General features: G+C 60.2%; 23 protein-coding genes. 17 read left to right on the top strand and 6 right to left on the bottom strand.

Features of this window, described 5'->3' with window-relative positions; genetic code table 11:
- Positions 1-2: 2 nt before the first annotated feature.
- The 17 genes from AC1MDC_RS20700 (at position 3) to AC1MDC_RS20620 (ending at position 16,980) form a co-directional block, all read left to right on the top strand.
- Positions 3-800, top strand: a complete 798-nt coding sequence (locus AC1MDC_RS20700) for a ParA family protein (RefSeq protein ID WP_039764974.1) — start codon at positions 3-5, stop codon at positions 798-800.
- Between the two features lie 9 nt (positions 801-809).
- The gene (locus tag AC1MDC_RS20695) at positions 810-1,682 is read left to right on the top strand and encodes a ParB/RepB/Spo0J family partition protein (RefSeq protein ID WP_085686130.1); all 873 of its coding nucleotides are present in this window, start codon (positions 810-812) and stop codon (positions 1,680-1,682) included.
- A 148-nt stretch (positions 1,683-1,830) separates the two neighbouring features.
- The gene (locus AC1MDC_RS20690) at positions 1,831-2,238 is read left to right on the top strand and encodes a F0F1 ATP synthase subunit I (RefSeq protein ID WP_003229783.1); all 408 of its coding nucleotides are present in this window, start codon (positions 1,831-1,833) and stop codon (positions 2,236-2,238) included.
- Positions 2,239-2,254: 16 nt separating this feature from the next.
- Positions 2,255-3,124 (top strand): F0F1 ATP synthase subunit A, encoded by an 870-nt coding sequence (gene atpB / locus AC1MDC_RS20685; RefSeq protein ID WP_085696631.1) that lies wholly within the window; start codon positions 2,255-2,257, stop codon positions 3,122-3,124.
- A 134-nt stretch (positions 3,125-3,258) separates the two neighbouring features.
- Positions 3,259-3,516 (top strand): F0F1 ATP synthase subunit C, encoded by a 258-nt coding sequence (gene atpE, locus AC1MDC_RS20680; RefSeq protein WP_003097235.1) that lies wholly within the window; start codon positions 3,259-3,261, stop codon positions 3,514-3,516.
- 58 nt (positions 3,517-3,574) lie between these two features.
- Positions 3,575-4,045 carry a F0F1 ATP synthase subunit B gene (locus tag AC1MDC_RS20675; RefSeq protein WP_007954149.1) on the top strand — a complete coding sequence of 157 codons (471 nt, stop codon included), beginning with the start codon at positions 3,575-3,577 and terminating at the stop codon, positions 4,043-4,045.
- A gap of 12 nt (positions 4,046-4,057) precedes the next feature.
- Positions 4,058-4,594, top strand: coding sequence for a F0F1 ATP synthase subunit delta (locus AC1MDC_RS20670; RefSeq protein ID WP_085696633.1), 537 nt, complete (start codon positions 4,058-4,060; stop codon positions 4,592-4,594).
- Positions 4,595-4,615: 21 nt separating this feature from the next.
- A complete protein-coding gene (gene atpA, locus AC1MDC_RS20665) occupies positions 4,616-6,160 on the top strand; it encodes a F0F1 ATP synthase subunit alpha (protein ID WP_085696635.1) in 1,545 nt (514 codons plus the stop codon).
- Between the two features lie 50 nt (positions 6,161-6,210).
- Entirely contained in the window at positions 6,211-7,071 is an 861-nt protein-coding gene (gene atpG / locus AC1MDC_RS20660) for a F0F1 ATP synthase subunit gamma (RefSeq protein ID WP_040071850.1), read from the top strand.
- A gap of 27 nt (positions 7,072-7,098) precedes the next feature.
- Positions 7,099-8,475 carry a F0F1 ATP synthase subunit beta gene (atpD, locus tag AC1MDC_RS20655; protein ID WP_065260117.1) on the top strand — a complete coding sequence of 459 codons (1,377 nt, stop codon included), beginning with the start codon at positions 7,099-7,101 and terminating at the stop codon, positions 8,473-8,475.
- A 45-nt stretch (positions 8,476-8,520) separates the two neighbouring features.
- Positions 8,521-8,946 carry a F0F1 ATP synthase subunit epsilon gene (locus tag AC1MDC_RS20650; RefSeq protein WP_007954164.1) on the top strand — a complete coding sequence of 142 codons (426 nt, stop codon included), beginning with the start codon at positions 8,521-8,523 and terminating at the stop codon, positions 8,944-8,946.
- A 119-nt stretch (positions 8,947-9,065) separates the two neighbouring features.
- A complete protein-coding gene (glmU, locus tag AC1MDC_RS20645) occupies positions 9,066-10,433 on the top strand; it encodes a bifunctional UDP-N-acetylglucosamine diphosphorylase/glucosamine-1-phosphate N-acetyltransferase GlmU (RefSeq protein ID WP_480393578.1) in 1,368 nt (455 codons plus the stop codon).
- Positions 10,434-10,562: 129 nt separating this feature from the next.
- A complete protein-coding gene (locus AC1MDC_RS20640; RefSeq protein ID WP_085696639.1) occupies positions 10,563-11,339 on the top strand; it encodes a DeoR/GlpR family DNA-binding transcription regulator in 777 nt (258 codons plus the stop codon).
- Positions 11,340-11,341: 2 nt separating this feature from the next.
- Complete coding sequence (gene glmS / locus AC1MDC_RS20635) at positions 11,342-13,174, top strand: glutamine--fructose-6-phosphate transaminase (isomerizing) (protein ID WP_085702248.1); 1,833 nt, start codon at positions 11,342-11,344, stop codon at positions 13,172-13,174.
- Between the two features lie 72 nt (positions 13,175-13,246).
- On the top strand, positions 13,247-14,173 hold the full coding sequence (locus AC1MDC_RS20630) for a LysR family transcriptional regulator (protein WP_480393577.1): 927 nt from the start codon (positions 13,247-13,249) through the stop codon (positions 14,171-14,173).
- 104 nt (positions 14,174-14,277) lie between these two features.
- The gene (locus AC1MDC_RS20625; RefSeq protein ID WP_085696644.1) at positions 14,278-14,904 is read left to right on the top strand and encodes a glutathione S-transferase family protein; all 627 of its coding nucleotides are present in this window, start codon (positions 14,278-14,280) and stop codon (positions 14,902-14,904) included.
- Positions 14,905-14,949: 45 nt separating this feature from the next.
- Positions 14,950-16,980, top strand: coding sequence for a 2Fe-2S iron-sulfur cluster-binding protein (locus tag AC1MDC_RS20620; RefSeq protein WP_266202010.1), 2,031 nt, complete (start codon positions 14,950-14,952; stop codon positions 16,978-16,980).
- A 4-nt stretch (positions 16,981-16,984) separates the two neighbouring features.
- Here AC1MDC_RS20620 and AC1MDC_RS20615 read toward each other — a convergent pair whose 3' ends face one another.
- From AC1MDC_RS20615 to AC1MDC_RS20590, 6 genes are read right to left on the bottom strand one after another with little or no spacing between them, the layout of a single operon-like run.
- Entirely contained in the window at positions 16,985-18,115 is a 1,131-nt protein-coding gene (locus AC1MDC_RS20615) for a glycosyltransferase family 4 protein (RefSeq protein WP_085702251.1), read from the bottom strand.
- Entirely contained in the window at positions 18,116-19,246 is a 1,131-nt protein-coding gene (locus AC1MDC_RS20610; protein WP_480393576.1) for a glycosyltransferase family 4 protein, read from the bottom strand.
- Complete coding sequence (locus AC1MDC_RS20605) at positions 19,230-20,597, bottom strand: glycosyltransferase family 4 protein (protein WP_480393575.1); 1,368 nt, start codon at positions 20,595-20,597, stop codon at positions 19,230-19,232. Before AC1MDC_RS20605 ends, AC1MDC_RS20610 begins: the two co-directional genes overlap by 17 nt.
- On the bottom strand, positions 20,594-21,844 hold the full coding sequence (locus AC1MDC_RS20600) for an ABC transporter ATP-binding protein (protein WP_085696652.1): 1,251 nt from the start codon (positions 21,842-21,844) through the stop codon (positions 20,594-20,596). Before AC1MDC_RS20600 ends, AC1MDC_RS20605 begins: the two co-directional genes overlap by 4 nt.
- A complete protein-coding gene (locus AC1MDC_RS20595) occupies positions 21,844-22,641 on the bottom strand; it encodes an ABC transporter permease (protein WP_480393574.1) in 798 nt (265 codons plus the stop codon). Before AC1MDC_RS20595 ends, AC1MDC_RS20600 begins: the two co-directional genes overlap by 1 nt.
- Positions 22,642-24,084: a mannose-1-phosphate guanylyltransferase/mannose-6-phosphate isomerase gene (locus AC1MDC_RS20590; RefSeq protein WP_085696654.1), complete on the bottom strand. Its 1,443-nt coding sequence runs from the start codon at positions 24,082-24,084 to the stop codon at positions 22,642-22,644. It abuts the gene before it with no gap.
- Positions 24,085-24,087: the final 3 nt, after the last annotated feature.

The raw sequence follows: 24,087 nt of genomic DNA, 5'->3' as shown, positions 1-24,087 counted from the left end.
GAATGGCTAAGGTATTCGCGATAGCGAACCAGAAGGGTGGTGTGGGCAAGACCACCACCTGCATCAACCTCGCAGCATCCCTGGTCGCGACCAAGCGCCGGGTGCTGTTGATCGATCTCGATCCACAGGGCAACGCCACCATGGGCAGCGGTGTGGATAAACATGGCCTGGAAAATTCGGTCTACGACCTGCTGATCGGTGAATGCGATCTGGCCCAGGCCATGCACTATTCGGAACACGGCGGTTATCAACTGCTACCGGCCAACCGCGACCTGACGGCGGCCGAGGTGGTGCTGCTGGAAATGCAGATGAAGGAAAGCCGTCTGCGCAGCGCGTTGGCGCCGATCCGTGAAAACTACGATTACATTCTGATCGACTGCCCGCCGTCGCTGTCGATGCTCACGCTGAACGCACTGGTTGCCGCCGACGGGGTCATTATCCCCATGCAGTGCGAGTATTTTGCGCTCGAAGGTCTGAGCGACCTTGTGGATAACATCAAACGCATCGCCGAACTGCTGAACCCGAACCTGAAAGTCGAAGGCCTGCTGCGGACCATGTATGACCCGCGCCTGAGCCTGATGAACGATGTATCGGCCCAGCTCAAGGAACACTTCGGCGATCAGCTTTACGACACGGTGATCCCGCGCAACATCCGTCTCGCCGAAGCCCCGAGCTACGGCATGCCGGCGCTGGCGTACGACAAGCAATCGCGTGGCGCGCTGGCCTATCTGGCCCTGGCGGGCGAGATGGTTCGCCGTCAGCGCAAAAATTCACGCACCGCCGCTGCCCAGCCAACTTAAGGAATTCCCATGGCCGTCAAGAAACGAGGTCTCGGACGAGGACTGGATGCACTGCTGAGCGGTCCGACTGTCAGCGCGCTGGAAGAACAGGCAGCGCAGGCGGACAGCCGTGAGTTGCAGCACCTGCCGTTGGACCTGCTGCAGCGCGGCAAGTATCAGCCACGCCGGGACATGGATCCGCAGGCGCTGGAAGAGCTGGCGCAGTCGATCAAGGCCCAGGGCGTGATGCAGCCGATCGTGGTTCGCCCGATTGGCGGTGGTCGTTTCGAAATCATCGCCGGCGAACGTCGCTGGCGCGCAAGTCAGCAAGCCGGGCAGGAAACCATTCCTGCGATGGTTCGCGACGTGCCGGATGAAACCGCGATCGCCATCGCGCTGATCGAGAACATCCAGCGCGAAGACCTGAATCCGATCGAGGAAGCGGTGGCCCTGCAGCGCTTGCAGCAGGAATTCCAGCTCACTCAGCAACAGGTCGCCGAGGCTGTGGGTAAGTCCCGCGTCACGGTAGCCAACCTGTTGCGCCTGATTGCGCTGCCGGAAGTCATCAAGACCATGCTGTCCCATGGCGACCTGGAAATGGGTCATGCCCGTGCATTGCTCGGTCTGCCGGACAATCAGCAGGTGGAAGGGGCGCGACATGTTGTCGCACGCGGCCTCACTGTGCGCCAAACTGAGGCACTGGTTCGTCAGTGGCTGAGCGGCAAACCGGAGCCGGTCGAGCCTGCCAAACCCGACCCGGATATCGCCCGGCTTGAACAGCGTCTGGCCGAGCGGCTGGGCTCTGCGGTGCAGATCCGCCACGGCAAGAAGGGCAAAGGCCAGTTGGTGATTGGTTACAACTCCCTCGATGAGCTTCAAGGTGTGCTCGCACACATCCGCTGAAACAATTCCCCTTGTAGCGCGCAGTCGGAAATCACTACCTGACAGTTGAATAGGGGCAGAACCGCCCCTATACTCTGCGCGCATTTTGTCGGCACAAATTATGCCAAGTTATTGAATTTTGGCAGCCGACCATTGGAGAGCAATAGTGATGGAAACCCGCAAGCCAAACCGCCTGCCGTTCCATCGCCTGGCGGTTTTTCCGGTGTTGATGGCTCAATTTGTCATTTTGCTCATTGCCGCTTTGGCGCTCTGGCAATGGCACGGAGTCGTTGCCGGATACTCGGGACTTTGCGGAGGCCTGATAGCCTTGCTGCCCAATGTTTATTTCGCTCACAAGGCATTTCGGTTTTCCGGCGCCCGAGCAGCCCAGTCCATCGTCCGGTCTTTCTATGCCGGCGAGGCAGGCAAACTGATTTTGACGGCAGTGCTGTTTGCACTGGTGTTTGCAGGTGTGAAGCCACTGGCGCCGATTGCTGTATTCGGCGCGTTCGTGCTGACTCAGTCGGTCAGCTGGTTCGCTCCCCTGCTGATGAGAACAAGACTTTCGAGACCTTAGGGCGTTTGAGGCAACCATGGCAGAAACAACCGCTTCGGGCTATATCCAGCACCACTTGCAGAACCTGACCTTCGGTCAGCTACCCAACGGCGGCTGGGGCTTTGCCCACACCGCAGCAGAAGCCAAGGAAATGGGCTTCTGGGCTTTCCACGTCGATACCCTCGGCTGGTCGGTCGCGCTGGGTCTGATCTTCGTCATTCTTTTCCGCATGGCGGCCAAGAAGGCGACTTCCGGTCAGCCGGGTGCACTGCAGAACTTCGTTGAAGTCCTGGTCGAATTCGTCGATGGCAGCGTGAAAGACAGCTTCCATGGCCGTAGCCCGGTGATCGCACCGCTGGCACTGACCATCTTCGTCTGGGTGTTCCTGATGAACGCCGTCGACCTGGTACCGGTCGACTGGATTCCTCAGCTGGCCGTCCTGATCTCCGGCGACCACCACATCCCGTTCCGCGCCGTGTCGACTACTGACCCGAACGCGACCCTGGGCATGGCGTTCTCGGTTTTCGCACTGATCATTTTCTACAGCATCAAGGTCAAGGGCCTCGGCGGCTTCATCGGCGAGCTGACCCTGCATCCGTTCGGCAGCAAGAACATCTTCGTTCAGGCCCTGCTGATTCCGGTGAACTTCCTGCTGGAGTTCGTGACCCTGATCGCCAAACCGATCTCTCTCGCTCTGCGTCTGTTCGGCAACATGTATGCCGGCGAGCTGGTGTTCATCCTGATCGCTGTGATGTTCGGCAGCGGCCTGCTCTGGCTGAGCGGCCTGGGCGTTGTCCTGCAGTGGGCGTGGGCTGTGTTCCACATCCTGATCATCACCCTGCAGGCGTTCATCTTCATGATGCTGACCATCGTCTACCTGTCGATGGCGCACGAAGAAAACCATTAAGACCAGTCTCGACTAGTCTGATGTCCTTCCCGGTCAAACGGGAAGGGGCTCCTCACGGGGCACCATGAAACGATTTGTTTTACCGCTTTAATCTAAAAAACCTAAACCATACGACGTAAAAGTCGGGAGGAAAGATGGAAACTGTAGTTGGTCTAACCGCTATCGCTGTTGCACTGTTGATCGGCCTGGGCGCACTGGGTACCGCAATTGGTTTCGGCCTGCTGGGCGGCAAGTTCCTGGAAGGCGCAGCGCGTCAGCCAGAAATGGTTCCAATGCTGCAAGTTAAAATGTTCATCGTTGCCGGTCTGCTCGACGCCGTAACCATGATCGGTGTTGGTATCGCTCTGTTCTTCACCTTTGCGAACCCGTTCGTTGGTCAGATCGCTGGCTAATCATTCGGATTTTCCGAGTGATTTGGTGTGATGGACAACGTAACTGCGAGGTGTTGGCGTGAACATTAATGCGACCCTGATTGGCCAGTCCGTTGCGTTCCTGATTTTTGTACTGTTCTGCATGAAGTTCGTATGGCCTCCGGTCATCGCAGCTCTGCACGAACGTCAAAAGAAGATCGCTGATGGTCTGGACGCTGCCAGCCGTGCAGCTCGCGACCTGGAGTTGGCCCAAGAAAAAGCGGGTCAGCAACTGCGCGAAGCGAAAGCTCAGGCAGCTGAAATCATCGAGCAAGCCAAGAAACGCGGTAACCAGATTGTCGAAGAGGCCGTTGAAAAGGCCCGCGTCGATGCTGACCGTGTGAAGGTTCAGGCTCAAGCCGAGATCGAACAGGAACTGAACAGTGTCAAAGACAAGCTGCGCGCCCAAGTGGGCTTGCTGGCTGTCGGCGGCGCCGAGAAGATCCTGGGTGCCACAATCGATCAAAACGCGCACGCAGAGCTGGTTAACCAACTGGCTGCTGAAATCTAAGCGAGGGCGATCATGGCAGAACTGACCACGTTGGCCCGACCTTACGCTAAGGCGGCCTTCGAGCACGCTCAGGCCCACCAGCAACTGGCCAATTGGTCAGCCATGCTCGGCCTGGCAGCAGCGGTGTCGCAAGACGACACCATGCAGCGCGTGCTCAAGGCCCCGCGACTGACGAGCGCAGAAAAGGCCGCCACGTTCATTGACGTGTGCGGCGACAAGTTTGATGCCAAGGCACAGAACTTCATCAATGTCGTTGCCGAGAACGACCGTCTCCCGCTTCTGCCGGAGATTGCCGCTCTTTTCGACCTGTACAAGGCCGAACAAGAGAAATCGGTAGACGTTGAAGTGACCAGTGCTTTTGCATTGAACCAAGAACAGCAAGACAAACTCGCCAAGGTTCTCAGTGCACGACTCAGCCGGGTAGTGCGCCTGCAAGTTGCGGAGGATGCTTCCCTTATAGGGGGTGTCGTCATCCGCGCCGGCGACCTGGTTATCGATGGCTCGATTCGCGGCAAAATCGCGAAACTTGCCGAAGCATTGAAATCTTGAGTTTGAAGGGGCAGCAGAGCAATGCAGCAACTCAATCCTTCCGAAATAAGTGAAATTATCAAGGGCCGCATCGAAAAGCTCGATGTGACCTCCCAAGCCCGTAACGAAGGCACTGTCGTCAGCGTATCTGACGGTATCGTGCGGATTCACGGTCTGGCCGACGTCATGTACGGCGAGATGATCGAGTTTCCGGGCGGCGTCTACGGTATGGCCCTCAACCTGGAGCAAGACTCCGTAGGTGCCGTTGTACTGGGCGCATACACGACTCTGGCTGAAGGCATGAGCGCCAAGTGCACCGGCCGCATCCTCGAAGTTCCGGTTGGTAAGGAACTGCTGGGTCGCGTTGTCGACGCACTGGGTAATCCTGTTGACGGCAAAGGTCCACTGGGCAACACCGAGACCGACGCGGTCGAGAAAGTTGCTCCGGGCGTGATCTGGCGTAAGTCGGTAGACCAGCCTGTACAGACTGGCTACAAGGCTGTCGATGCCATGATCCCTGTCGGCCGTGGCCAGCGTGAGCTGATCATCGGTGACCGTCAGATCGGTAAAACCGCTCTGGCGATCGACGCGATCATCAACCAGAAAGACAGCGGCATTTTCTGCGTCTACGTGGCAATCGGTCAGAAGCAATCGACCATCGCCAACGTGGTTCGCAAGCTGGAAGAAAACGGTGCACTGGCCAACACCATCATCGTTGCAGCGAGCGCTTCGGAATCTGCAGCACTGCAATTCCTGGCTCCGTACTCCGGTTGCACCATGGGTGAATTCTTCCGCGACCGCGGTGAAGACGCGCTGATCGTTTATGACGATCTGTCCAAGCAAGCAGTGGCTTACCGCCAGATTTCCCTGCTGCTGCGCCGTCCACCAGGACGTGAAGCCTACCCAGGCGACGTGTTCTATCTCCACTCCCGTCTGCTGGAGCGCGCATCCCGCGTTTCGGAAGAGTACGTAGAGAAGTTCACCAACGGCGCAGTCACCGGCAAAACCGGTTCCCTGACCGCACTGCCGATCATCGAAACCCAGGCTGGCGACGTTTCCGCGTTCGTTCCGACCAACGTGATTTCCATCACCGACGGTCAGATCTTCCTGGAATCGGCCATGTTCAACTCGGGCATCCGTCCTGCAGTGAACGCCGGTGTTTCGGTATCCCGTGTGGGTGGTGCCGCTCAGACCAAGATCATCAAGAAGCTGTCCGGTGGTATCCGTACCGCTCTGGCTCAGTACCGTGAACTGGCGGCATTCGCCCAGTTCGCTTCTGACCTGGACGAAGCGACCCGCAAGCAACTTGAGCATGGTCAGCGCGTTACCGAGCTGATGAAGCAGAAGCAATACGCGCCAATGTCGATCGCCGACATGTCGCTGTCGCTGTATGCCGCTGAGCGTGGGTTCCTGACTGACATTGAAATCGCCAAAGTCGGCAGCTTCGAGCAAGCGCTGATTGCTTACTTCAACCGCGATCACGCCGATTTGATGGCAAAGATCAACGTTAAAGGTGACTTCAATGACGAAATCGACGCTGGCCTGAAGGCTGGTATCGAGAAGTTCAAGGCCACCCAAACCTGGTAAGCCGCAGCGGGAGCCGCAAGGCTCCCGCTTGCTAACCTGATAGGTGTTACATGGCAGGCGCAAAAGAGATTCGCAGTAAGATTGCGAGCATCAAAAGCACGCAAAAAATTACCAGCGCCATGGAAAAAGTGGCGGTCAGCAAAATGCGCAAGGCACAAATGCGCATGGCTGCTAGCCGTCCTTATGCGGAGCGTATCCGCCAGGTAATTGGGCATCTGGCCAACGCCAACCCGGAATACCGCCATCCGTTCATGATCGACCGCGCCGTCAAGCGCGTCGGCTATGTCGTGGTGAGCAGTGACCGTGGTCTGTGCGGCGGCTTGAACACCAACCTGTTCAAGGCCCTGGTCAAGGACATGGCGGTAAACCGCGAAAACGGCGTCGAGATTGATCTGTGTGTCGTTGGTAGCAAGGGTGCGGCCTTTTTCCGCAACTTCGGCGGTAACGTCGTTGCAGCTATCAGCCACCTGGGTGAAGAGCCGTCGATCAACGATCTGATCGGCAGCGTCAAGGTGATGCTGGATGCTTATCTGGACGGCCGTATCGACCGTCTGTCCGTGGTATCCAACAAGTTCATCAACACCATGACGCAACAGCCTACCGTGGAGCAGTTGATTCCACTGGTGGCGACCCCGGATCAAGAACTCAAGCACCACTGGGACTATCTCTACGAACCAGACGCCAAAGAGCTGCTTGACGGCTTGATGGTGCGTTACGTGGAGTCGCAGGTGTACCAGGCGGTGGTCGAGAACAACGCGGCTGAACAGGCTGCGCGGATGATCGCGATGAAGAACGCTACCGACAACGCCGGTGATTTGATCAGCGATTTGCAGCTGATCTACAACAAGGCGCGTCAGGCTGCGATCACCCAAGAGATCTCGGAAATCGTCGGCGGCGCTGCCGCGGTTTAACGGTTCAAATATTCAGAGGATCCAGCTATGAGTAGCGGACGTATCGTTCAAATCATCGGCGCCGTTATCGACGTGGAATTTCCACGCGACAGCGTACCGAGCATCTACGACGCCTTGAAGGTTCAAGGCGCCGAAACCACTCTGGAAGTTCAGCAGCAGCTGGGCGACGGCGTGGTTCGTACCATTGCGATGGGCTCCACCGAAGGCTTGAAGCGCGGTCTGGACGTCAACAACACTGGCGCAGCCATCTCCGTACCGGTCGGTAAAGCGACCCTGGGCCGGATCATGGACGTACTGGGCAACCCGATCGACGAAGCCGGCCCGATCGGCGAAGAAGAGCGCTGGGGTATCCACCGCGCCGCTCCTTCCTTCGCTGAACAGGCAGGTGGCAACGACCTGCTCGAAACCGGTATCAAGGTTATCGACCTGGTCTGCCCGTTCGCCAAGGGCGGTAAAGTCGGTCTGTTCGGTGGTGCCGGTGTAGGCAAGACCGTAAACATGATGGAACTGATCCGCAACATCGCCATCGAGCACAGCGGTTATTCCGTGTTCGCCGGTGTGGGTGAGCGTACTCGTGAGGGTAACGACTTCTACCACGAGATGAAGGACTCCAACGTTCTCGACAAGGTTGCCCTGGTCTACGGTCAGATGAACGAGCCACCGGGAAACCGTCTGCGTGTAGCGCTGACCGGTCTGACCATGGCCGAGAAGTTCCGTGACGAAGGTAACGACGTTCTGCTGTTCGTCGACAACATCTACCGTTACACCCTGGCCGGTACCGAAGTATCCGCACTGCTGGGCCGTATGCCTTCGGCAGTAGGTTACCAGCCGACCCTGGCTGAAGAGATGGGCGTGCTGCAAGAGCGCATCACTTCGACCAAGCAAGGTTCGATTACTTCGATCCAGGCCGTATACGTACCTGCGGACGACCTGACCGACCCGTCGCCAGCAACCACGTTTGCTCACCTGGACGCCACCGTCGTTCTGTCCCGTGACATCGCTTCCCTGGGTATCTACCCGGCGGTAGACCCACTGGACTCGACTTCGCGTCAGCTGGACCCGAACGTGATCGGCAACGAGCACTACGAGACCGCTCGTGGCGTTCAGTACGTGCTGCAGCGTTACAAAGAGCTGAAGGACATCATCGCGATCCTGGGTATGGACGAGCTGTCGGAAACCGACAAGCAGTTGGTAGCCCGTGCTCGTAAGATCCAGCGCTTCTTGTCGCAGCCGTTCTTCGTGGCTGAAGTCTTCACCGGTGCTTCGGGTAAATACGTTTCCCTGAAAGACACCATTGCTGGCTTCAAAGGCATCCTCAACGGTGACTACGACCACCTGCCAGAACAAGCGTTCTACATGGTCGGCGGCATCGAAGAAGCGATCGAGAAAGCCAAGAAACTGTAATCCAGGCGCCCGGCAACGGGCGCTAATTTAGGTTGAGGCAATCAGATGGCTATGACAGTCCATTGCGACATCGTCAGCGCGGAAGGAGAGATCTTTTCCGGCCTGGTCGAGATGGTGATTGCGCACGGTGCTCTGGGTGATCTTGGTATCGCTCTGGGCCACGCGCCGCTGATCACTAATCTGAAGCCAGGTCCGATCCGCCTGATCAAGCAAGGCGGGGAAGCCGAGGTGTTCTACATCTCCGGTGGTTTCCTCGAGGTTCAGCCGAACATGGTCAAGGTGCTTGCCGATACCGTGCAACGTGCCGCCGACCTGGATGAAGCTCAGGCTCAAGCAGCTCTCAAGGCTGCCGAAGCTGCTCTGCATGAGAAGAGCGCAGATTTCGACTACGGAGCTGCATCCGCACGTCTGGCCGAGGCTGCAGCTCAGCTGCGCACCGTCCAGCAGATCCGCAAGAAGTTTGGCGGTTAATCCGTCAGCCACTTGTTGTGCGATTGATAAAAAAGGGTAGCCTCGGCTACCCTTTTTTCTTTTCCGACTTTCAAAACCCCCGGTCGCAGTTGCTGACCACCCAGGATTGGTAGCCAGTCATGTCTCTTGAAATCGTTATCCTCGCGGCCGGCCAAGGCACTCGCATGCGTTCCGCGCTGCCAAAAGTGCTGCACCCGATTGCCGGCGACTCCATGCTTGGGCATGTTATCCACAGCGCTCGTCAACTTGATCCACAACGGATTCATGTGGTGATTGGCCACGGCGCCGACGTGGTACGCGAACGTCTGGCCGCCGATGACCTGAATTTCGTGCTGCAGGACAAGCAACTGGGCACTGGACACGCCACGGCTCAGGCTGTTCCGTTCATCACTGCCGATACCGTACTGATTCTCTACGGTGATGTGCCGTTGATCGAAGTCGAAACCCTGCAACGCCTGCTCAAGCACGTTGTGCCCGGGCAGATGGGTTTGCTCACCGTCGAACTGGATGACCCGACCGGTTATGGCCGCATCGTGCGCGACGCCGACGGCAAGGTTACCGCGATCGTTGAGCACAAGGACGCCAGCGAAGCACAGCGGGCGATTACCGAAGGCAATACCGGCATTCTCGCTGTGCCGGCAAATCGTCTGGCGGACTGGATGAGTCGCCTGTCGAACAACAACGCTCAGGGCGAGTACTACCTGACCGATGTGATCGAGATGGCAGTCAGCGATGGCCTGACCGTCGCCACTGAACAACCGCACGACCCGATGGAAGTGCAGGGCGCCAATGATCGCAAACAACTCTCCGAACTGGAGCGTCACTATCAGTTGCGCGCCGGTCGCCGTCTGATGGCCCAGGGTGTCACTCTGCGCGATCCGGCCCGGTTTGATGTGCGTGGCGAAGTGATCGTGGGTCGCGACGTGCTGATCGACATCAACGTGATTCTCGAAGGCAAGGTCGTCATCGAGGATGACGTGGTCATCGGCCCGAACTGCGTGATCAAGGACAGCACTCTGCGTAAGGGCGTGGTGGTCAAGGCCAACAGCCATATCGAAGGCGCGGTGTTGGGCGAAGGCAGCGATGCCGGCCCGTTTGCCCGTCTGCGACCGGGCACCGTGCTGGAGGCCCGCGCCCATGTGGGTAACTTCGTCGAGCTGAAAAACGCCCGCATGGGTGAAGGCGCCAAGGCCGGGCACCTGACTTATCTGGGCGACGCCGAGATTGGTGCGCGCACCAACATCGGCGCCGGCACCATCACCTGCAACTACGACGGTGCCAACAAGTGGAAAACCGTATTGGGTGAGGATGTGTTCATCGGTTCCAACAACTCGCTGGTGGCGCCTGTGGATATCTCCGCCGGTGCAACCACTGCGGCCGGTTCGACCATCACCCAGAATGTGGATAACGCGCAATTGGCGGTTGGCCGGGCGCGGCAGAGAAATATCGATGGCTGGAAGCGGCCTGAGAAAATCAAAAAGAACTAAGTTATCCACAACGCTTGAATCTGAAAAGACCGCCGCCGGCGGTCTTTTTTTATGGGCGTCGGCTTGACGACTTGCAACTGATAGGTTTTGATTGCTTCCGTTATCTTTCGAATCGAAACTTAATCAGCCATGTCGAAACGCAATACACCTCAGCGCCGTCACAACATTCTCGCCTTGCTTAATGAACAGGGCGAAGTGAGTGTCGACGAACTCGCGAAGCGCTTCGAAACTTCGGAAGTTACGATTCGCAAGGATCTCGCCGCGCTGGAAAGTCATGGCCTGCTGCTGCGTCGCTACGGTGGAGCCATCACCATGCCGCATGAGCTGGTGGCGGACGCCAGCCTCAGTGTTTCCAAATACAAACAGGCGATCGCCCGGGCTGCGGTTACACGCATCCGCGAGCATGCGCGCATCATCATCGACAGCGGCAGCACCACCGCCGCGATGATTCCCGAACTCGGCCAGCAGCCGGGTCTGGTGGTGATGACCAACTCCCTGCATGTGGCCAACGCCCTGAGCGAACTCGAACACGAGCCGGTGCTGTTGATGACCGGCGGCACCTGGGATCCGCACTCGGAGTCCTTTCAGGGCCAGGTCGCGGAGCAGGTACTACGCTCTTACGACTTCGACCAGTTGTTTATCGGTGCCGATGGCATCGACCTGGTGCGCGGTACCACCACGTTCAATGAATTGCTCGGCCTCAGCCGGGTGATGGCGGAAGTGGCGCGGGAAGTGATCGTGATGGTCGAGGCCGACAAGATCGGCCGCAAGATTCCCAACCTGGAGCTGCCATGGAGCAGCGTCCATACCCTAATTACCGATGATCGCCTGCCTTCAGACGCACGGGATCAGATTCAGGCTCGCGGTATCAACTTGATTTGCGCGACTGTCAGTCAGGAGAAATAAGCATGTGTGGAATTGTCGGCGCCGTTGCTGAACGTAATATCACCGCCATTCTGGTCGAAGGCCTCAAGCGTCTGGAGTACCGGGGCTATGACAGCGCAGGCGTGGCTGTCTTTACCAATGACGCAACCCTCGAGCGCACCCGTCGTGTGGGCAAGGTCAGCGAACTCGACGCCGCTCTGGCCGAACATCCGCTGGTCGGCCGTCTCGGTATTGCCCACACCCGCTGGGCGACCCACGGTGCACCGAGCGAACGCAATGCCCACCCGCATTTCTCCGGTGACATCGCTGTCGTGCACAACGGCATCATCGAAAACCATGAGGCGCTGCGTGAACAACTCAAGGCGCAAGGCTATGTGTTCAGTTCCGATACCGACACTGAAGTCATCGCCCACCTGCTGACTGAGAAACTCAAGACGCTGCCGGACCTGACCGACGCCCTCAAGGCTGCGGTCAAGGAGCTGCATGGCGCTTACGGTCTGGCGGTCATTTACGCGCAGCAGCCGGATCGACTGGTTGCTGCCCGCAGCGGCAGCCCATTGGTCATCGGTCTGGGCCTGGGCGAGAACTTCCTCGCTTCCGACCAACTGGCCCTGCGTCAGGTCACCGACCGTTTCATGTACCTGGAAGAGGGCGATATCGCCGAGATCCAGCGTGACAAGGTGCAGATCTGGGACGTGACCGGTAAAGCCGTCGAGCGCCAGACCGTCCAGTACACCGATGGCGCCGAAGCCGCCGACAAAGGCGAGTTCCGTCACTACATGCTCAAGGAAATCCACGAGCAGCCATCCGTGGTGCAGCGCACCCTGGAAGGTCGATTGAGTTCGGATCAGGTGCTCGTTCAGGCGTTTGGCCCACAAGCCGCTGAACTGTTCGCCAAAGTGCGCAACGTGCAGATCGTGGCGTGCGGCACCAGTTATCACGCCGGGATGGTTGCCCGTTACTGGCTCGAAGAGCTGGCCGGCATTCCTTGTCAGGTCGAGGTCGCCAGCGAGTTCCGCTACCGCAAGGTGGTGGTGCAGCCCGACACTCTGTTCGTCACCATCTCCCAGTCCGGCGAAACCGCCGACACCCTGGCCGCCCTGCGCAACGCCAAGGAACTGGGTTTCCTGGGAAGCCTGGCGATCTGCAACGTCGGCATCAGCTCGCTGGTGCGCGAGTCCGACCTGACTCTGCTGACCCAGGCCGGTCGCGAAATCGGTGTGGCCTCGACCAAGGCGTTCACCACGCAACTGGTTGGTCTGCTGTTGCTGACCCTGTCTCTGGGCCAAGTGCGCGGCACATTGGGCAAAGGCGTTGAAGCCTCGCTGGTCGAAGAACTGCGTCGTCTGCCAACCCGTCTGGGCGAAGCGCTGGCGATGGACAGCACGGTGGAAAAGATCGCAGAGTTGTTTGCCGAGAAGAACCACACGCTGTTCCTGGGCCGTGGCGCGCAATTCCCGGTAGCGATGGAGGGGGCCTTGAAGCTCAAGGAAATCTCTTACATTCACGCCGAAGCCTACCCGGCCGGCGAATTGAAGCACGGTCCGCTGGCGCTTGTGGATAACGACATGCCGGTGGTGACCGTCGCGCCTAACAACGAGCTGCTGGAGAAACTCAAATCCAACCTGCAGGAAGTCCGCGCCCGCGGCGGCGAACTGATCGTGTTCGCCGACGAGAAGGCCGGGATGACCAACGGCGAAGGCACACATGTGGTGCAGATGCCGCACATCCACGACATTCTGTCGCCGATCCTCTATACCATTCCGCTGCAACTGCTGTCGTACTACGTCGCGGTACTCAAGGGAACTGACGTGGATCAGCCGCGTAACCTGGCGAAGTCGGTGACGGTGGAATAAGTTATCCACAGTGGATCACCCCAATAAAATCGCAGCTTCGGCTGCGATTTTTTTATCCGGATCGAGGACACCATGGATCGCTTCCAGGAAATGCAGGTTTTCGCCATCGTCGCCCAGGAGCAGGGTTTTTCTGCTGCTGCGCGGCGCTTGGGTCTGTCGGCAGCCAGCGTGACCCGGGCGGTGGCGGCGCTGGAGCAGCGGATCGGTACGCAGTTGCTGATTCGTACCACCCGCAGCGTGCATCTGAGCGAAGCGGGTCTGCGTTACCTGGAAGACTGTCGGAGAATTCTCGCCGAGGTGCAGGAAGCGGAGGATTCCGCTGCCGGCAGTCATACCCAGCCCCGTGGGCAGTTGACGGTGACGGCGCCCGTTTTGTTCGGCGAGTTGTTTGTCACACCGGTGATGGCGCGTTATCTGACGCAATACCCGGACGTTGCCATCAACGCCCTGTTGCTCGACCGGGTGGTGAGCATGGTCGAGGAGGGTGTCGACGTCGCGATACGTATCGGCGAGCTACCGGACAGCAATCAGCATGCGATCCGGGTCGGTGAGGTGCGGCGGGTGATTTGTGGCTCGCCGGAGTACTTTGCGGTCCATGGCCGGCCGACCCATCCACAGGCCCTGGCAGGGGCGCCGGTGGTGGCGACGTCGGCCATCGGCCAGCAGCGCAGCTGGCCATTCATGGAAAACGGTGAACTCATTGGCGTAAGACCGGAGCCGCGTCTGGTGGTCACCGCCAATCAGGCTGCGATCACGGCAGCGTCGCTGGGCCTGGGGCTGACCCGTGTGCTGTCTTATCAGGTGGCCAGCAAGGTGGCTTCCGGCGAACTGGAAATCGTCCTCGCCGAGTTTGAATTGCCTGCGCTGCCGATCCATGTGGTGTATCAGGGCGGGCGCAAGGCGCCGGCGAGGGTGCGCAGTTTTGTCGACTTCATGGTGAACGCATTGCGTGAGCATCCCGCCTTGAAAAATGCCGCTTTATTTCATCCAGAGAAATAATGGATTGCGTTTGCTGGTGATTCTGTTGTTTTCACGATAGGTGGAAGATGGCTCCCACGGCCGCCGTCCACCCTGAACGGCGCCATCATTCAACGGAGTCGACCATGCAAGCGATCAAACTCTACAACTTCCCGCGTTCCGGCCACGCCCATCGCGTCGAGCTGATGTTGTCCCTGCTGCAATTGCCGACCGAGCTGATCTTTGTCGATCTGGCCAAAGGCGAGCACAAACAGCCCGGCTACCTGGCGATCAACAGCTTCGGGCAAGTACCGGCCATTGATGACAACGGCGTGGTGCTGGCCGACTCCAACGCGATCCTCGTCTACCTGGCACAGAAATACGGCAATGGTCGCTGGCTGCCAAGCGATCCGGTCGGCGCCGCGCACGTACAGCGCTGGTTGTCCGCAGCCGCCGGGCCAATTGCTTTCGGTCCCGCCGCCGCCCGCCTGATCACGGTATTCGGAGCGAAGTTCAACGCCGAGGAAGTGATCACCCGTGCGCATAACTTTCTCAAGGTGATGGATCAGGAACTGGGCAAAACCCCGTACCTGGTGGGTAGCGAGCCGACCATTGCCGATGTCTCGGCCTACAGTTACATCGCCCATGCGCCGGAAGGCAATGTGTCGCTGGACGACTACGCTAACGTTCGCGCCTGGCTCTCGCGCATCGAAGCGCTGCCCGGTTTTGTCGGCATGCCGCGCACTGTCGCCGGCCTGCAAACCACCGCCTGACATTGATCATCCACACTGCGCCGAGGGTGCAGGGGAGAGGCCGAGATGGAACGTTCACCGTGGCACGCTGGCGAGCAACAATTGCAGGCCCATGTCGGCGTTGCCGAACGCATGGAGGAATTCGGTCGTAAGGTGATTCGCACCTGGATGCCGGATCAGCACCGCCAGTTCTATCAGCAATTGCCCTTCATGCTGTACGGCGCGGTGGATGCCGAAGGTCGCCCCTGGGCCAGTGTGCTGGAGGGGGAGCCGGGTTTTGCTCACTCTCCGGAGCCGACGCAACTGCAGTTCGCCAGTCTGCCGGCTGCCGATGATCCGGCGCAGTTGCAGGCCGGCGCCGCGATCGGATTGCTCGGCATCGAGCTGCACACCCGCCGGCGCAATCGGCTCAATGGTCATATTGGCAGCTTCGGGGCGGACGGTTTTGCGCTGACGGTAGATCAGTCGTTCGGCAACTGTCCGCAGTACATCCAATTGCGCCAGTTTCAGCGGGTGCCACTGACGGATCCGCAGACTCGCAAGGCCGAACACCGTGACAGCCTCGATGACGCCGCCATTGCGCTGATTGAAAGCGCCGACACGTTCTTTGTCGCCAGTTACGTTGATGTCGACGGTGAGCGTTCGGTGGATGTTTCTCACCGTGGCGGCCAGCCGGGTTTTGTGCGGATCGAAGGCAATCGCCTGACGATCCCGGATTTTGCCGGCAATCTGCACTTCAACACCCTCGGCAATCTGCTGCTGAATCCCTTGGCCGGTTTGCTGTTTATCGACTTTTCCACAGGCGATGTGTTGCAGCTCAGCGGTCGTACCGAGGTGATTCTCGAAGGGCCGCAGATCGAAGCCTTCCAGGGCGCCGAGCGGTTGTGGACATTTGAAGTGGAGAAACTGGTTCGACGTCCGGCGGCCCTGGCTCTGCGCTGGCGCTTCGAGGGTATGTCGCCAACCAGTCTGCTGACCGGTAACTGGGCCCAGGCCGATGCACGGTTGCAGGCCAAGGCATTGGGTGACAGCTGGCGGCCATTGCGGGTGTCCAGGATCGAAATGGAAAGCCGCCACATCCGCTCGATCTATCTGGAGCCGGACGACGGCGCGGGTCTGCCGGTGTTTCTGGCAGGGCAACACCTGCCGCTGCGGTTCAACCTCGATGGCGAGGTGCACATCCGCACCTACAGCCTGTCGGGCGCGCCGTCAGACGATTTCTTTCGGATCAGCGTCAAACGTGAAGGTCGTGTGTCGACGCACCTGCACGAGCAGATTCGCGTGGGCGATGTACTGGAGGCGCGCCTGCCTCAAGGACATTTCACCGTCGCGGCGTTGGAACGCCGTCCATTGGTGTTGCTCGCCGCCGGAGTCGGCATCACGCCGTTGCTGTCGATGCTGCGTGAGGTGGTGTATCAGGGCCTGCGGACTCGGCGGATTCGTCCGACCCTGTTTGTTCAGAGTTCCCGCAGCCTCGCCGACCAGCCGTTTCGCGCGGAGCTGGATCGCTTGCTGGAAGACGCCGGTGACGCCGTGAAGGTGTTGCGAGTGCTCAGCCAGCCAGAGGACGATCTGGTGCAAGGCGAGGATTTCGATATTCGTGGCCGTATTGATGGCGACCTATTGCGCAATCTGCTGACCGACGAGGACTTTGATCAGGTCGACTTTGTGCTCTGTGGTCCCGGCGGTTTTACCCAGGGGATCTACGACACTTTGCGTGAACTGGATGTGCGGGACGGGCAGATCCACGCCGAAACCTTCGGCCCTTCGACCCTCAAGCGCCAAGCCGATCCGGATGCGATCGTGATCGAGCAATTGCCCGCCGCGACCACGTCGGTGCCGGTGGTGTTCGAGCGTTCGGCCAAGGAAGCGCGCTGGCAGCCTGACGGCGGCAGTTTGCTGGAGCTGGCTGAAAGCCGCGGTCTGCGTCCGGAATTCAGTTGCCGCGGTGGTTCGTGCGGCACCTGCAAGACACGGCTGATCAGTGGCGCGGTGAATTATCCACAGCCTCCGGCGGACGTGCCGGAGGAGGGGCAGGTGCTGATTTGCTGCGCGGTACCGGCACAAAGTGCCCAGCCGCTGGTGCTGGATCTGTAACGGATCAGGCGAAGGACAATGCCTTTTCTTCCAGCAGCTCCTGATACAACTCGGTCCACTTGCGGCCCATCTCATCGGCTGTGAATAACTGCCGATAACGGGCCTCAGCCTTGAGGCCCATTTCGGCGGCGCGGGCCGGGTTTTCCCACAGGGTGCGCATCGCTTCACGAAACGCCTGTGGATGACTCGGTGGCACCACCAGTCCGGTTTCGTTGTGGATATTGATATAGCTGGTGCCGGTGCCGATCTCGCTGGAGATCATCGGTTTGCCGTACATCGCGCCTTCGAGCAGCGAAATGCCGAACGCCTCCGAGCGCAGGTGCGACGGGAATACGATGGCGTAGCTCAGTTGCAGCAGGGCGACCTTGTCTTCATCGCTCAGACGGCCGAGGAAATGAATGTTGCGCAGGCCCAGCGCGGCGGCCTGGGCGTGCAGTTCCTGCTCCAGCGGGCCGGCGCCGACGATCACCACCGGATAGTCCACGTCTTTCAAGGCGTCGAGCAGGATGTGCAGGCCCTTGTAATAGCGCATCACCCCGACGAACAGGAAAAACTTATCCCCAAGCTGCTGACGCCAGCGGTTCATGCGCTCGACGTCGGGCTGTGGATAACCTGCCTTGTTCAATCCATACGGGATGACGCGGGTCTTGTCCCGAAACTGCTGCAACACATCGCTGGTGTGCAGGTAGTTCGGCGAAGCCGCGACAATCCGGTCGGCGCTGGCGAGAAAGCGGTTCATCAGCGGACGATAAAGTTTGAGCAGGTGCTTCTGGCGAATGATGTCCGAGTGGTACGTCACCACCGTCGGTTTGTTCACGCCGCTGGCGAAGTGCACCAGATCCATGAACGGCCACGGGAAGTGGTAGTTGATCACGTCGGCTTCGGCGGCCAGTTCGCGAAACCGCTTGAACACGCTCCAGGAAAACCCGGTGGAGGCGAACTGCACGTCCAGTCTGGCCCGATGCACTTCGTGCTGGCCAAGGCGTACCACGGCTGGCTCGGGATTGGCGCTGAGCGTCAGTACCTGGCCTTCGATGCCGTGCTGGGCGCCACTTTCGCAGAGTTGAAAGATGACTTGTTCGATACCGCCGACCGAGTCAGGCAGGTATGTCTTGAAAAAATGGAGAACCCGCATTCAACCTCCCATGGCCTGGTGGTAGGCGCCGGCCGTGGCCTGCGCGCAACGCTTCCAGGAAAAAAGCCGTGCCTGCTGCAATCCGGCTTCCCGGCATGCCTGCCAGTGCGCTTGATCATCGATCAGTCGGCTCATCGCATCACGCAAGCCGTCTGCATCGTCAGCTTCAATATAGTTGCCGGCATCGCCCGCCACTTCCGGCATGGCCGAAGAGCGGGTGAGCACCACCGGCGTGCCGCTGGCCATCGCTTCCAGCACCGGCAGGCCGAACCCCTCATACAGCGACGGAAAAACCAGCGCCCGGGCGCCGGCCAGCAATTGCGCGACTTGCTCGTCGGGCAAATAGCCGAGCAGGCACACGTGCCCGCAAGCCAGCGCCTGATTCAATTCTTCACTGAACTGATCGCGCTGCCAGCCGGCCATGCCGACGATCAACAGCGGGAAATGCTGGCGCACCCGTTCCGGCAGCCGCCCGTGGGCGCGCAGGGCCAGGTTAAGGTTCTTGCGCGGCTCCAGAGTCCCGACACACAGGAAATACTCCCGGTACTCGACCGCATGGGCCTTGAGCACCGCATCGATGTCGTGCGGCTCGCGCGGATGGAAGCGCTCGGCGACACCCAGCGGCGCGACCACGAAGCGCTCGGCAGGCAGTCCGAAATAATCCCGGGCCTCGTCAGCGATGGCTTGTGAGTCGGTCAGAATGATCCGCGCCTGGCGTACGCCGTCGGCGAGCCGCCGCTCGATTTCCCGCAGCCGTGCCGGCGGCTGGGTCTCGGGGAAATGCAGGTGCGTGAGATCGTGCAGGGTGATCACGGTCGGGCCGTCGAAGGCCAGCGGCCACAGGCTTGGTTCGTGATACAGATCGACCGGTTGCGCAGGGCCCTGATCGAAGCGTTTCTGCTCCAGCCAGCGGCGCGCCTGATAGGCGCCTGGGATCTGCCGCAGCAGCGGCGTCAGGCGCGAATAACCGGGCATCGCCGCTTCCGGCAGTTGCGAGCTCCAGCCCCAGCCATGGAACAGCGCCACTTCGATATCGGTTTCCGCGTGCAAGGCATTCACCAGCTCGGCCACGTAATGGCCGATGCCGGTGCGCGGTGCCTGGAGAATCCGGGCGTTAAGGGCTATGCGCATGTTGCCTCGCTGACACCTCAGGTGCCTCCAGCACATGGCGCGCGGTACGCTCGGCCAGTTGCGCGCTGGCTTCGCGCCAGCCGATCCATTGCCAGTCGCTCACATCGCGGGCCGCGGGGAATCGACCGCTGCGTTCAAAGGTCTGCACCAGATCGGCGAGGCTGTGCGGCGATTGCAGATCGAAATACGCCATGAATTCACCGCCGATCTCGCGGAACACCGGTATGTCACTGCCCATCGCCGGCAGCCCGCGCTGCATCGCTTCCACCAGCGGCAGGCCGAAACCTTCGATGAACGACGGAAACACCAGTGCGCTGGCATGGGCGTAAGCGTGTTCCAGGCTGGTGTCGCTCAAGTCGTTGAACATGAACAGACGCCGGTTCAGTTCGGGATGATTGCGGATCCGCGCAAGCAGCGCGTCGCACTTCCAGCCAATGCGCCCGGCAATGCACAAGCGAGCTTTCGAGCCGTTCGCCCAGGCACGGTCGAAGGCATCCAGCAGATAGTCGTGGTTCTTGCGCGGCTCGATGGTGCTGACCATCAGAAACACCGGCTCCGGTGTGGCGAACAGCTGTTGCAAACGTGGTTCGACGCCGGCTTCGACGCTCTGCAGATCCAGCTCCGAACCGAGGTGAAAGTAGTCGAACCAGCGTTTGCCGACTTGCGCCGATCCCAGGCGACGTTGCAGTTCTGCCCGCACCTGATCGCGCACCGTGGCGGAAATCGCCATGAAGCCGTCGGCGTTGCGGGCGATCCAGTCGAACCACTCGCTGTACACCTCGACCAGCCGCGTGTCGTAGAACTGCGGGTGGGACAGCGGAATCAGGTCGTAGATCACCGCAACGAGGCCCAGGCCTTCCTGTTTGAGGCGCTCGGCATGCAGGAAAAAGTCCGAATGCCATGACGAATCCAGCAGCACCAGTTGATCGCCTGGCTGGTGTTGCAGTGGTTCACAGCGTTGAGGCATTTGATAGCGATTGACCTGCTCGACCAGCCGCAGCGGTAGCCCGAATGCACCGAACGAGGTCAGGCGATAGCCGACGTACAACACGCGTCGTGCCAGTTTTGTGCGGCAACGGGTGTCCAGCCGTTGATGCAGCTGCCAGAAACGATGAGCCAGCCGTTCCAGGCGTTCGCCAAATGTGACGATGGCATTGAACAGCGGCGAATCCAGCGGCGCCAGACGCTTCACACGGTATAACTGGCCCTTGAGCAGAACCACCGGCACGCATTCGACGCCTTCGGCACTCGGCGGCAGCTGTTTGATGACGTTGCGCACCACCCGCTGAATCCCCGAATTGACCTTCGGGTGTTTGAAGACGTGGGTGCATTCGACCAGCAGGCGGGTCATGGCGCACGCTCCGCGAGGTTGTCCGCATGGCGGGTGATCGACGTGTGGGCGCCCAGCCAGGAACAGCCGACGAAATCTTCCTTGCGGTTGTTGATTACGTGAAATACCAGACCGTAGTCGCGCCATTCGAAGTTGCGGTCCAGGTGCGAGTCCAGTCGCGACAGGCTCAGGGCGACTGAATAGTTGCCCTTGCCCAAGCCCATGACGAAGGCGAAGCGATAGGTGATGCGCTCACCCGCCCGCAGGTCTTCCAGCGCCTGGTTCTGGCGGTGGGTATTGATGCCGTACATGGCCTGGCCCAGGCGATCCTTGATCAGGAAGCCGAGCACCAGCCGTTCGATGTCCTGACGAATCTCCACCTCGACTTCCAGTGTCACCGGCTGACCGACTTCGGCGGCGTCGATAGAGCGTTCGCGTTCATCGAGCAGACGCACGCTGAGGATCCCGGCCTCGCCGGTGCCGGACACGGTGCGTACCTGGCCGCCGTCGAGCAGTTCCTGGCGCACGGTCTGGCCTTCGCGCTCGGCGAGCAGGGCATTGTAGTAATCCATCACCGCTTCGGGCTTGTCGTGCATGACCATGTGGCCGCCCTCGAGCAGGATCGCCGAGTCGCAGATCGACTGGATCGCCGAACGGTCGTGGGACACGATCAACAGCGTGGTGCCGGCCTTGCGGAAGCTGCGGATGCGGTCGAAGCTTTTGTGCTGAAAGTAGGCGTCGCCCACCGACAGTGCTTCGTCGACGATCAGAATGTCGGGGCGGCGCGCGGTGGCGACGCTGAAGGCCAGACGCATCTGCATGCCGCTGGAGTAGGTGCGCACCGGGTGATCGATGGCCTCGCCGATTTCCGCGAAGCGTTCGATGTCCGGCATCAGTGCTTCGATGTCTTCGACCTGCATGCCCAGCAGTTGCCCGGCCATGATTGCGTTCTGTCTGCCGGTGAAGTCCGGATGAAAGCCCATGCCCAGTTCCAGCAGCGCGGCGACCCGGCCCTCGAGTTGGATCTGGCCGCAGGTCGGTTGAGTGGTGCCGGTGATCATTTTCAGCAGGGTGCTTTTGCCGGCGCCGTTGACCCCGACAATGCCCACCGCTTCGCCGGGGGCGATCTCGAAATTCACGTCTTGCAGCACCCAGTGCTGGCGATGGCGCATTGGCGAAAACGGTATCAGCCATTCGGCCAGGCGACTCCAGCGAGTGGGGTACTGCTTGTAGGCCTTGCCCAGGCCGGTAACGCGTATGTACCCCATCAGAGTTCATCCACCATTTCGCCGACCCGCCGGCGAAACAGGCGCAGGCCGACCGCACACAACAGCAGGCCGATCACGAAGGTCGGCAGCAGCGAACTCCACACCGGCCACTGACCGTAGAGAAACAGGTTCTGATAACTGCCGATCAGATTGGTCAGCGGATTGAGCTGCAACAGGCGCTGCACCCACTCGGGCAGGATGCTCAGCGGGTACACGATCGGGGTCAGCCAGAACCAGAATTGCAGGCAGATGGCGAATAGCTGTCCGACATCGCGAAAGAACACGTTGAGCACGCCGAGGATCATGCCCAGCCCGGCGCAGAACAGCACTTGCAGCGCCAGCAGCGGCACCAGTGCCAACAGGGCCATGCCCGGCCAGCGTCCGGTGATCAACAGAAAGCCGAGGAACAGGCCGATGATGATCGCGAAGTTGATCCCGGCATTGAGCAGCACGATCACCGGCAGGCACAGGCGCGGGAAGCTGATTTTCTTCAGCAGGTTGGCGTTCTCCAGAAACATGTTCTGGCTGCGCAGGGTGATTTCCGAGAACAGGCCCCAGGTCAGCAGCCCGGCGCACAGGTAGACGCTGTAGGCCATGCCGTCGTCCACGCCGGGCAGACGGGCGCGCATGATGTGGGAAAAGATCACCGTGTACACGATGATCATCGACAGCGGGTTGAGTACCGTCCACAGCGCGCCGAACAGCGAATTGCGATACCGCGCTTGAAACTCCCGCTTGACGCTACCGAGGATGAAACCCCGGTAGTCATGCAGCGAGCGGTACAGGGAAAGCAGCATTCACACCGTCCTGCCGTATTGGTCTTCGAAGCGGACGATGTCGTCCTCTCCCAGGTATTCGCCACTTTGCACTTCGATGATCACCAGGTCGATGACGCCGGGGTTCTCCAGGCGATGCTTGTGACCGGCGGCGATAAACGTTGATTCGTTCTTTGCCACCAGGGTCGTGCCGCTGCCGTTGTTGGTGACCTTGGCCATGCCTTCGACCACCACCCAGTGTTCATTGCGGTGATGGTGCATCTGCAACGACAGCTTGCCGCCGGGTTTGACCACGATGCGCTTGATCTTGAAGCGCGGACCTTCCTCAAGCACGGTGTAGGTGCCCCACGGACGGCTGACCGTGCGATGCAGACGATAGGCTTCGTGAGATTTGTCCTTGAGCTGTTTGGCCACCCGCCGCACATCCTGCGCACGGTCGGCGTGGGCCACCAGCACGGCGTCGGCGGTGTCGATGACGATCAGGTCTTCAACACCTACTGCGGCCACCAGCCGGCCTTCGCTTTGAACGAAGTTGTTGCGGCTGTCGATGAAGATCGCCTCGCCGCTGGCGCGATTGTTATCGGCGTCGGCCGGCACCAGCGCGGCGACTGCGCCCCACGAACCGATATCGCTCCAGTCGAAACCGGCGGGCACCACCACGACTTTCTCGGAGCGTTCCATTAACGCGTAGTCGATGGAAATGTCGGTGATCTCGGCGAACAGTTGCGGCGACAGTTCCTGTTGCAGGTAACCCGTGGTTTCCAGCGGTTCGCTGGCGGCCATGCAGGCGCGCGTCTGTTCCAGCAGCTCGGGGGCGTGCAGCTCCAGCTCGGCGATCAGGGTGGCGGTGGTGAAGCAGAACATTCCCGAGTTCCACAGGAAGTTGCCGCTTTCCAGGTAATGGGTGGCGGTTTGCAGGTCGGGCTTTTCCACGAAACGCTGGACCTTGGCTGCGCCTTTTGCATCCAGCGGGGCGCCGGTCTCGATGTAGCCGAAGCCGGTTTCCGGGGCGGTCGGCACCACACCGAAGGTCACCAGATAACCGTCTTTCGCCAGATTGACCGCGTGCTCGACTGCGCTTTTGAGTGCGTCTTCGTTGACGATCAAATGGTCGGCGGGCATCACCACCATGATCGCTGCATCACCGTGCAAGGCTTGCAGCGACAGTGCCGCCGCCGCGATGGCCGGTGCAGTGTTGCGCCCGGTGGGTTCAAGCAGGAAGTGCCCGCGATGGCGTGAAAGGCGCGCGGCCTGATAGTGATCCTTGCTCTGGAAGTAGTACTCGCGATTGGTCACCGTGACGATGTCGCCCCAGCCGTCCAGCAGCGCGGCGGCGCGGCGGTAGGTCTTGCCCAGCAGCGACTGGCCGTCGGGCAGGGCCATGAACGGCTTGGGATGGCCCTCGCGGGACACTGGCCACAAACGGGTGCCGGCACCGCCGGACAGAATCACGGGGATCAGCATGGC

The sequence above is a fragment of the Pseudomonas sp. 1 genome, assembly GCF_056626735.1.
Note: the sequence above shows the minus strand (reverse complement) of the source record. Positions and strands in the feature narration are given on the sequence as shown.

Excerpts from the sequence above, each read along its gene's own strand:
- AC1MDC_RS20700 (WP_039764974.1), top strand. The coding sequence starts at position 3 with ATGGCTAAGGTATTCGCGATAGCGAACCAGAAGGGTGGTGTGGGCAAG.
- AC1MDC_RS20695 (WP_085686130.1), top strand. The coding sequence starts at position 810 with ATGGCCGTCAAGAAACGAGGTCTCGGACGAGGACTGGATGCACTGCTG.
- AC1MDC_RS20690 (WP_003229783.1), top strand. The coding sequence starts at position 1,831 with ATGGAAACCCGCAAGCCAAACCGCCTGCCGTTCCATCGCCTGGCGGTT.
- atpB (WP_085696631.1), top strand. The coding sequence starts at position 2,255 with ATGGCAGAAACAACCGCTTCGGGCTATATCCAGCACCACTTGCAGAAC.
- atpE (WP_003097235.1), top strand. The coding sequence starts at position 3,259 with ATGGAAACTGTAGTTGGTCTAACCGCTATCGCTGTTGCACTGTTGATC.
- AC1MDC_RS20670 (WP_085696633.1), top strand. The coding sequence starts at position 4,058 with ATGGCAGAACTGACCACGTTGGCCCGACCTTACGCTAAGGCGGCCTTC.
- atpA (WP_085696635.1), top strand. The coding sequence starts at position 4,616 with ATGCAGCAACTCAATCCTTCCGAAATAAGTGAAATTATCAAGGGCCGC.
- atpG (WP_040071850.1), top strand. The coding sequence starts at position 6,211 with ATGGCAGGCGCAAAAGAGATTCGCAGTAAGATTGCGAGCATCAAAAGC.
- atpD (WP_065260117.1), top strand. The coding sequence starts at position 7,099 with ATGAGTAGCGGACGTATCGTTCAAATCATCGGCGCCGTTATCGACGTG.
- AC1MDC_RS20650 (WP_007954164.1), top strand. The coding sequence starts at position 8,521 with ATGGCTATGACAGTCCATTGCGACATCGTCAGCGCGGAAGGAGAGATC.
- glmU (WP_480393578.1), top strand. The coding sequence starts at position 9,066 with ATGTCTCTTGAAATCGTTATCCTCGCGGCCGGCCAAGGCACTCGCATG.
- AC1MDC_RS20640 (WP_085696639.1), top strand. The coding sequence starts at position 10,563 with ATGTCGAAACGCAATACACCTCAGCGCCGTCACAACATTCTCGCCTTG.
- glmS (WP_085702248.1), top strand. The coding sequence starts at position 11,342 with ATGTGTGGAATTGTCGGCGCCGTTGCTGAACGTAATATCACCGCCATT.
- AC1MDC_RS20630 (WP_480393577.1), top strand. The coding sequence starts at position 13,247 with ATGGATCGCTTCCAGGAAATGCAGGTTTTCGCCATCGTCGCCCAGGAG.
- AC1MDC_RS20625 (WP_085696644.1), top strand. The coding sequence starts at position 14,278 with ATGCAAGCGATCAAACTCTACAACTTCCCGCGTTCCGGCCACGCCCAT.
- AC1MDC_RS20620 (WP_266202010.1), top strand. The coding sequence starts at position 14,950 with ATGGAACGTTCACCGTGGCACGCTGGCGAGCAACAATTGCAGGCCCAT.
- AC1MDC_RS20615 (WP_085702251.1), bottom strand. The coding sequence starts at position 18,115 with ATGCGGGTTCTCCATTTTTTCAAGACATACCTGCCTGACTCGGTCGGC.
- AC1MDC_RS20610 (WP_480393576.1), bottom strand. The coding sequence starts at position 19,246 with ATGCGCATAGCCCTTAACGCCCGGATTCTCCAGGCACCGCGCACCGGC.
- AC1MDC_RS20605 (WP_480393575.1), bottom strand. The coding sequence starts at position 20,597 with ATGACCCGCCTGCTGGTCGAATGCACCCACGTCTTCAAACACCCGAAG.
- AC1MDC_RS20600 (WP_085696652.1), bottom strand. The coding sequence starts at position 21,844 with ATGGGGTACATACGCGTTACCGGCCTGGGCAAGGCCTACAAGCAGTAC.
- AC1MDC_RS20595 (WP_480393574.1), bottom strand. The coding sequence starts at position 22,641 with ATGCTGCTTTCCCTGTACCGCTCGCTGCATGACTACCGGGGTTTCATC.
- AC1MDC_RS20590 (WP_085696654.1), bottom strand. The coding sequence starts at position 24,084 with ATGCTGATCCCCGTGATTCTGTCCGGCGGTGCCGGCACCCGTTTGTGG.